Raw genomic sequence first — 8896 nt, 5'->3', positions numbered from 1 at the left:
CGCCGGCCCCGCCGCCGGCCATGCCGGGCGGGATGCCCCTGCGGCCCCGGAGCCGCTGGCTGCCGGTCCCGGAGATCCTGATCCTGCCGACGCCGGACTTGCCGCGTCAATCCCGGCCACCGACCTCACCAGCTCCTATGACCACCTCTGGGAGCGCACCGTGATGCGCAACATTGAAGACGCCGCAGTGCGGGAAGAGCCCGGGGAAGGCGGGGACGCCTCCGCCCCTGCCCCCTTATTGAAGCAGGCCCCCGTCGTCGCGGTGCCTGCATCGGCGGAAGAGCCGGCTCCCGCGCTGGACTCCCCACTCCAAAATCCTGCCCATGAACGTCCGGCCCCCGAAAGTTCCGGCCCTGAAAGTCCAGTGCAGGAAACACCCGACGCCTCGGCGGCACCGGAGTTGCCTGTCCCGCCGCCCGCGGGGGTCCTGATCGACTCGGTCCCGTGGCGGACCGGCGGGGACAACAGCCCGAAGGCACCCGCTCCGGCACCCCTGGCATCCGGAACCCCCGGCACGCCGGTGGGATCGCCGCCGTCGAACGTTCCGGCATCCATGCCGCTGCCTTCTCCTGCCGGCGCCGCCCAAGTGCCGGGTCCCGCGCAAGGGCAAGGTCCCTTCCAAGTGCAGGGTCCCGCCGGTTTCGACGGCGACCACGACGGCCAAACGGTCATGAAGAGCAGCCTCGCCGCAAACGCGAACGCTCCCGCCACCGCAACGGCGGGCGCGAGCGCCGGCGGCAGCACTGCTGCCACCGGCGGTCCGCAGGTGCTGGCCCGGGTCTGCGCGCAGGGCCATCCAAATCCGCCGACCCGTACCACCTGTGCGGCCTGCGGCGGCGCCCTCCTGCAGGATGCCGTGCAGGTGGCCCGCCCCCGGCTGGGCAGGATGCGCCTGTCCACGGGGGAGCTGCTGGACCTTGACCAGTCGCTTGTGATCGGCCGGCAGCCGTCGGTGTCCCGCGTGCAGGGCGGCGTGATGCCGCGCCTGGTCCAGGTGGCAAGCCCGGGCGGCGACATTTCGCGGTCCCATGTGGAGGTCCGGCTGGAGGGCTGGCATGTGATGCTCTGCGACCTGAAGGCCACCAACGGCACCGTCCTGGTGCGTGAGGGACAGCCCCCGCGCCGGCTCGCCCAAAATGAGATGGCCATCCTGCTGGACGGCGACATCGCCGAGCTGGGAGACAACATCTCGCTGCGTTTTGAGGAGATTCCTTGAGTTCCAAACGGCCTGTAGCGCCGCCGCCCCGGATCCCGGGGTTCACGTATATCAGCCTGCTCGGGTCCGGAGGATTCTCCGATGTCTACCTGTACGAGCAGGACCGCCCCCGCCGGAAGGTCGCAGTGAAGGTCCTCGTCTCGGACCTCAAGACCGAGGGTGCCAGGCGCCGCTTCGAATCCGAAGCCAACCTGATGGCGCAGCTGTCCTCGCACCCCTACATAGTCACCATTTTCGAAGCGGAAGTCACCGACGACGGGCACTCCTACCTCGCCATGGAGTACTGCTCCCGGCCCAGCCTGGACGTCCGGTACCGGCGCCAGCGCTTCAGCGTGGACGAGGTCCTGGCCGTCGGCATCCAGGTGGCCTCCGCCGTCGAAACAGCCCACCGGGCCGGCATTGCCCACCGCGACATCAAGCCCGCAAACATCCTGGTCACCGACTACAACCGACCGGCGCTCACCGACTTTGGCATCGCCGGTACGCTCGCCGGTGACTCGGAGGACGACTCGGGTATGTCCATTCCGTGGTCCCCGCCCGAACAGTTCCGGGACGGCAGCGTGGACGGCGTCCTGGTGGACGTTTGGGCGCTGGGCGCCACGCTCTACACGCTCCTGGCCGGCCGTTCACCGTTTGTTATGCCGGGCGCGGACAATTCCCAGCGCGAGCTGATCAACCGGATCAGCAACCTGCCGGTGCCCCGGCTCGGCCGCGCCGACGTGCCGGAATCCCTTGAACTGGCGCTGTCCACGGCGATGGCGAAGTCCCCGCAGTCCCGGTACTCCTCCGCGCACGCATTTGCCCTGGCCCTCCAACGCATCCAGGCGGAACTCAACCTCTCGGTCACACCGTTCGAGGTGCTGGAGGAGCCGCACCAGGAGGACAGCCACCCGGACGAAGGGGTTGAGGAGACCCGCGTCCGCAGCATCGCCGCCATCGATCCCGAGCGGACGGGCAGCGGCCCCACCTTCCCCGCCCGCACCCGCCCGCAGGCAGCCCCGGACTCCCCAACTCCGTACTCGCCAGCCCCGGGATCCACAGTTCCGGGATCCACAGCCCCGGGGTCCACAGCCCCGCCGTCGCGCTTCCCCCCGCCCGCCGCGTCCGGCAGCGGGCAGGCAACGCACGACGGCGGCCCGCAGGACTGGGCGCAGGCAACCGTCCTGCGCGGCGCCGCCGCCACCGCCCCCGCAAATGCCGGTGCGCCGAACGACGGGTACGCAGCCGACACCACGATCCACCGGCCTGCCCCCGGAGGGGAACCCGCCGGGGATGCAGCCGTCGAACCGGCCGGCAGCGGCGCCGATCACGGCAAACGCAACCTCTGGCTGGCCATCTCCGGCGGTACCCTGCTGGTGCTCGCCGCGGTCGTGGGGCTGGTCGTGGCCAACGCCGCGCCGGAGACGCCCCGGGCGGCAGAAACCCTGCAGGCCGGCAAACCCCCGGCCGATGCACTGGATAACGGCGTTGTTCCCAACGTTGAAGGCCTCACGGCGTCACGAAAGCCCGAAGACCCGAACATCATCGTCTTCTCGTGGACCAACCCCCAGCCCAAGGACGGCGACACCTACAAGTACCGCTCCAAATCGGCCAGGGCGGACGGGCCCTACGAGACCACAAGCGTGGAGGCGGCCTTTGTCTCCGGTTTCGGGGAACCTCCCATCTGCCTGGAAGTGATCCTGGTCCGGGCCGACGGCAGCGCCTCCCCTGAAGGCCCGGACGCCGTCGCCTGCCTGGACGGGTAGCCGACCGACTGATGACGCACACACATTGCCCAACGAGGAGGCACAGAACATGGGGGATCTAGCAATAGATTTCTGCGGCGAATGGTACGAGCCCTCGGACGAGGACGTCTTCAACATCGGCCGCGAGGGCGACCTGGAAGTTGACGACAACCCTTACCTGCACCGCCAGTTCCTGCAGGTGGCCCGCTACGACGGCATCTGGTGGCTCAGCAACGTGGGCAGCATGCTCTCCGCCACCGTGGCCGACGGCTCCGGCGGCATGCAGGCGTGGCTCGCACCGGGAGCCCGGATCCCGCTGGTGTTCAGCCACACCAACATCATCTTCACGGCCGGGCCCACAACATATGAGTTCGCCGTGCACCTGAAGACGCCGTCCTTCCGGCAGGAGGCACGCGAGGGCGGCAGCACCGGTGACACCACCATCGGTCCGGTGGTGTTTACCGACTCGCAGAAAGCACTCATCGTGGCGCTCGCCGAACCGATGCTCCGGCGCGAAGGCACGGGCTTCAGCGCCATCCCCTCCTCGGCCGCGGCGGCCAAGACACTGGGCTGGGCCCTGACCCGGTTCAACCGGAAGCTGGACAACGTGTGCGACAAGCTGGACCGGGTTGGCGTGGTGGGGCTGCGCGGCGGTGGCGGCAAGCTAGCCACCAACCGCCGCGCCCGGCTGGTGGAACACGCCGTCACGTCCCACCTGGTGACCCCTGAGGATCTCTACCTCCTGGAAAAGATGCGGGGTGTGGACGAAGGATGAGGATCCGACTGACCCTCCGCCGCGAGCCCGCCGAGGCCAAGGACCTGGCCGTAACGGTGGACGGCCTGGCCACGGTGGCCGATATCGCCGCAGAACTGTGGGCCGCCGACCCCGGCCGCAAGGGCGTCCCGGTCCCGGACAATCTTTCCCTCCGCATTGACGAGGCCTTTGTGGGGGCCGGCATCAGCGGAAACGTCCTCACCCGTTCGGACAACCTGCTTGAATCCGGGCTCCGCCCCGGCTCGGTGGTGTCCCTGGCGCAGGTGAGTGACGAGTTCCACCTGCCCGGCAGCAGCCGCGGACCCGCGGCCGCCACCCTCCGCGTCCTGTCAGGACCCGACGTCGGGCGCGAATTTTCGCTGCCGGCCGGTACCAGCTACATTGGCCGCGACCGGGACGTCGACATCAGGCTCACCGACCCGCTGACGTCCAAGCGCCACGCCCGCATCACGGTGGGGGAGGGCGTGGAAATCGTTGACACCAACTCGGCGAACGGGCTCCTGATGGACGGGCTTCCCGTCACCCGTGCCACCCTGAACTCCTCGGACACCATCACCCTGGGCGACACCACCATCACGGTGGTTCAGCTGGGGCACCACCATGCGGCAGCGCCGTCGTCGCCCCTGGTGGACTTCAACCGTTCACCGCGGGTGGTGCCGCGCTTCGAGGAGCCAAAGCGCGTGGCCCCGTCCGGGCCCAAGCGCCCCGACGACCAGCCGTTCCCCTACATCATGCTGGTCACACCGCTGCTGATGGGCGCCATCATTTTCGCCATCACACGGAACGCCCTGTCCATGGTGTTCATGATGCTGATGCCGCTGTTCATCGTCGGCCACTACGTGGACCAGAGGATGCGCACCCGCCGCCAGCAGAAGGAAGGCCTTAAGCATTTTCGGGCCTCCATGGCGGCCTTCCGCCAGGACGTGACCGAGCTGCAGCAGGTGGAACGGGCCGTCCGGCTGCAGGAGGCGCCTTCAGTCAGTGACACCGTGGACGCCATCTATAAGCTGGGGCCGCTGCTCTGGACCCACCGCCCGGAACACAAGTTCTTCCTCGGGCTGAGGTTCGGGCTGGGAACCATGCCGTCGCGCCTCCAGCTGGAGGAACCGTCCAGCAACGACACCGAAGTCCAGTACACCCGCGAGATCCAGGACAGCCTCAAGCAGTTCCGCAACATCGAGGGCGTGCCCGTTGTCTCCCAGTTCCGCACGTCGGGGTCGCTGGGCATCGCCGGCGCGCGGGGACTGGTGGACGACGTTGCCCGCGGCATGGTGCTGCAGCTTGTGGGGCTCCACTCGCCCGCCGAAGTGGTCCTCACCGCCGTTACCTCTGCCCAGTCGCGGGAACGCTGGGACTGGCTGCAGTGGCTGCCCCATGTCGGCTCCGGCCACAGCCCCCTTTCCGGCGACCACCTGGCGGCGGGCTCCGCCGGCGGCTCTTCGCTCCTGGCCCGGCTCGAGGACCTGCTCGACGCCCGTGAAGCCGCCGCCCGCCGCTCCGGCCCTGAGCTGCGGCCGGAGGTCGATCCGGCGAAGCACGAGGTGGCAGGCCCCGTTCTGCCGTCCGTCCTGGTGATCGTCGAGGACGACGCCCCGGTGGACCGGGGCCGCCTCACCCGCCTCGCCGAACGCGGACCGGACTCCGGCGTGCACGTCCTGTGGGTGGCCACGGACATCCAGGCCCTCCCGGCCGCCTGCCGCGACTTCATGGTGGTCGACGGCGACCACGGCACCACGACAGGCCAGGTGCGCCTGGGACTGCATACCTACCCCGTCAGCTGCGAAAGCGTGGACGCGGAACTGGCCGGGCAGCTGGCGCGCTTGCTCGCCCCCGTGGTTGATGTGGGCAAACCCTTGAACGACGACTCCGACCTGCCGCGCGCCGTGTCCTACGCCACCCTGATCGGCAAGGACTTCCTGGACAATCCCCAGGCCGTGGCCGAACGCTGGACCGAGAACAACTCCGTCCACGCTTCCGCGGTGCCCAACCGCAAGGACAACGGCACGCTCCGCGCCCTGGTGGGTTCCAAGGGCATCGAGCCGCTGTACCTGGACCTGAAGAACGAGGGCCCGCACGCCCTGGTGGGCGGCACCACCGGCGCCGGCAAGTCCGAATTCCTGCAGTCCTGGGTGATGGGCATGGCGGCCGCCTACAGCCCGGACCGCGTCAGCTTCCTGTTCGTGGACTACAAAGGCGGTGCCGCGTTCGCGGACTGCATCAACCTCCCGCATACGGTGGGGCTGGTCACCGACCTCTCGCCGCACCTGGTGCGCCGTGCCCTGACCTCGCTCCGGGCCGAACTCCACCACCGCGAACAGCTGCTGAACCGGAAGAAGGCCAAGGACCTCCTGGCGCTGCAGCGGGAGGCCGATCCCGACGCCCCTCCCTACCTCATCATCATCGTGGACGAATTCGCGGCCCTGGCAAATGACGTCCCCGAGTTCGTGGACGGCGTGGTGGATGTTGCCGCGCGCGGACGCTCACTGGGGCTGCACCTCATCCTGGCCACCCAGCGCCCGGCCGGCGTGATCAAGGACAACCTGCGCGCCAACACCAACCTGCGGGTTGCGCTGCGCATGGCCGACGAGGATGACGCCACGGACATCCTGGGTGTCCCCGACGCCGCCTATTTCGATCCCGGCATTCCCGGCCGCGGCGCCGCGAAGACCGGTCCGGGCCGGATCCAGGGCTTCCAGACCGGCTACGCCGGCGGCTGGACCACGGACAAGCCGCAGCGCCCCCGGATCGACATCGTCGAGATGGCCTTCGGGTCCGGGCCCAGCTGGGAAGCACCGGCACCGGAAAAACCTGTGGACCAGGAACCGGCCGGACCCAACGACATCGCCCGCATGACCGCGAACATCGTCCGGGCAGCCGACACCCTGGCAATCTCTCCGCCGCGCAAGCCGTGGCTGGACGAACTGGCCAAGACCTACGACTTCTCCAAGCTGCCCAACCCGCGCACGGATGAGCAACTGCTGCTGGGCGTGGCCGACGACCCCGCACGCCAGGACCAGCCCACCGTGTTCTACGAGCCGGACAAGGACGGCAACATGGCGATCTACGGGACGGGCGGATCCGGAAAGTCCGCCGCCCTCCGCGGCATCGCCATCGCCGCGGCGGTGACACCGCGCGGCGGGCCCGTCCACGTCTATGGCATCGACTGCGGCTCGTCCGGGCTGCGGATGCTTGAAGAACTTCCGCACGTGGGCGAGGTCATCGACGGCGACGACGTGGAGCGGGTGGGCCGGCTGCTGCGGCTCCTGCGCGACATCGCCGAGCAGCGTTCCGCCCGCTTCGCCGAGGTACGGGCATCCACCATCGTGGAATACCGCAAGCTCGCCAACCGGCCGGACGAGAAGCGCATCTTTGTGCTGGTGGACGGCATGTCCGCCTTCCGCGAAGCGTACGAACACAGCCGGCTGTCGGGGCTGTGGGACATCTTCCTGCAGCTTGCCACCGACGGCCGCACACTGGGCATCCACCTGGTTGTCACGGGGGACCGGCCCAACGCCGTCCCGCCGTCACTGCTGGCTTCAATCCAGCGCCGGCTGGTGCTCCGCCTGTCCTCCGAGGACGACTACATCACCATGGACGTCCCCCGCGACGTCCTGAGCGCCGCCTCACCGCCGGGCCGCGGCCTGCTGGACGGCCGGGAGGTCCAGCTCGCCGTCCTTGGCGGAAACTCCAACCTGGCCCTGCAGGCCCGCGAAGTCCACAAGCTCAGTGAAGCGATGCTGCGGCAGGGACTGGACACCGCACCGGGCATCGAACGGCTTCCCGAGCAGGTGGACCTCGACGTCCTGCCCGCCGGCAGCCCGGACCTGCCCGTCATCGGAGTGGACGACGAATCCCTGCAGCCCGCCGAGGCGATGGCCCGCGGGCCGTTGCTGCTGTCCGGGCCGCCCGGTGCCGGCCGGACCGTGGCGTTGGTCACCCTTGCCTGCGCCCTGCGCCGGTCCAACCCCGACACCGAGCTTGTGTACGTGGGATCCCGACGCTCCGCTGTCGCCTCGCTGCCGCTCTGGAACCGCTCGGTGGTGGGTCCTGATGACCTGGCAGGGGTCGCGGAGGACCTGATGGAGCACTCCACCGCCAACCCGGGCAAGGTTGCGATCTTCATCGAAGGCCTCACGGAGTTCACGGACACCCTGGCCGAATCCGGTTTGGCCCGGCTCATTACCGCATCAATTAAGGCAGACCAGTGGGTGGTCGGCGAATCCGAAACCTCCACCTGGTCTTCTGCCTGGCAGCTCGCCCAGCCATTCAAGTCCGGCCGGCGGGGCCTGCTGCTCAACCCCGGCGACATCGAAGGCGACAGCCTGCTGAACACCTCCCTGGGCCGGGTCAGCCCCGAGTTCATCCCCGGCCGGGGGTACCTGGTGGGCCGCGGCAAAGCCCGCAAAATCCAGGTGGCGTTGCCCCCGGAAAACCGCGGGTAGGAAGCGCCATAACCGCCGGGCCGCAAATCCAGGTGGTGTCCCGTGGATTTGCGGCCCGGCGGCGTGTTGTAGAAGACTTCTCGGAGACCAGAAAGCCGCAGAGGGGGGACTGCGCGCACCGAAAGGTATCCATGACCCCGTCCTCCCCGGTACTCCGCGCGGTCTCGGCAACGGCATCCGCGGCCGTGCTCGCGCTCTCCCTGAGCCTTCCAGCAGGCGGTCCGGCCTACGCCGAGTCACCTGAGCCCACGGGCACCGCCACCACCGCGCCGGGCTGCTCGGAAGGCTGTACGCAGGAGCCGACCGCCACCAGTCCCGACGATCCGCGGCCGGGCAAAACCACCAGGCCCGAGGACGATCCGCAGCCGGACCAGCCTGCCGCGCCCCAGCCGACGGCGCCGTCCGTCCCGGCCCCTGAAGCCCCTGCCCGGACCGTTGACATGCCGGCCGCGGACGTGCCCGAAGAACCTGCTGCCACAGAAACCACGGCGGAGGAAACCCCCGGCCCGGGCGCCACGACCCCGGCGACCGGTTCGCCGTCGTCAACATCCAACTGGAATGTCCCGGTCACCCGGTCGTCCAAAGCCACCCAGGCTGCCTCCGTGTCCCGCCAGGGCGACGGTCCACTCGGACCCGACCTGCCCGCCATCGCAACCGGCCTCCTCCTGGTGGGCGTCGGCGGAGGAACCTTCGCGTGGTGGGGCAGGAACCGCCTCCGCGCACACTGACGTCGAGCCGG

At 69.4% G+C, this 8896-nt stretch carries 5 protein-coding genes; all 5 read left to right on the top strand.

Going from position 1 to position 8896, the window contains the following annotated elements:
* A partial coding sequence (locus ACYQ1Z_RS19465) for an FHA domain-containing protein (protein ID WP_459794195.1) occupies window positions 1-1216 on the top strand: 1216 nt, incomplete at its 5' end.
* Complete coding sequence (locus ACYQ1Z_RS19460; RefSeq protein ID WP_459794194.1) at window positions 1213-2961, top strand: serine/threonine-protein kinase; 1749 nt, start codon at window positions 1213-1215, stop codon at window positions 2959-2961. The genes ACYQ1Z_RS19465 and ACYQ1Z_RS19460, both read left to right, overlap by 4 nt.
* Window positions 2962-3010: 49 nt before the next feature.
* Window positions 3011-3715, top strand: coding sequence for a hypothetical protein (locus tag ACYQ1Z_RS19455; protein ID WP_459794193.1), 705 nt, complete (start codon window positions 3011-3013; stop codon window positions 3713-3715).
* Entirely contained in the window at window positions 3712-8157 is a 4446-nt protein-coding gene (locus tag ACYQ1Z_RS19450) for an FtsK/SpoIIIE domain-containing protein (RefSeq protein WP_459794192.1), read from the top strand. The genes ACYQ1Z_RS19455 and ACYQ1Z_RS19450 overlap by 4 nt, the downstream gene beginning before the upstream one ends.
* A gap of 131 nt (window positions 8158-8288) precedes the next feature.
* On the top strand, window positions 8289-8885 hold the full coding sequence (locus tag ACYQ1Z_RS19445) for a hypothetical protein (protein WP_459794191.1): 597 nt from the start codon (window positions 8289-8291) through the stop codon (window positions 8883-8885).
* The last annotated feature ends 11 nt before the right edge of the window (window positions 8886-8896 follow it).

Source organism: Arthrobacter sp. AD-310 (genome assembly GCF_054656615.1).
Note: the sequence above shows the minus strand (reverse complement) of the source record. Positions and strands in the feature narration are given on the sequence as shown.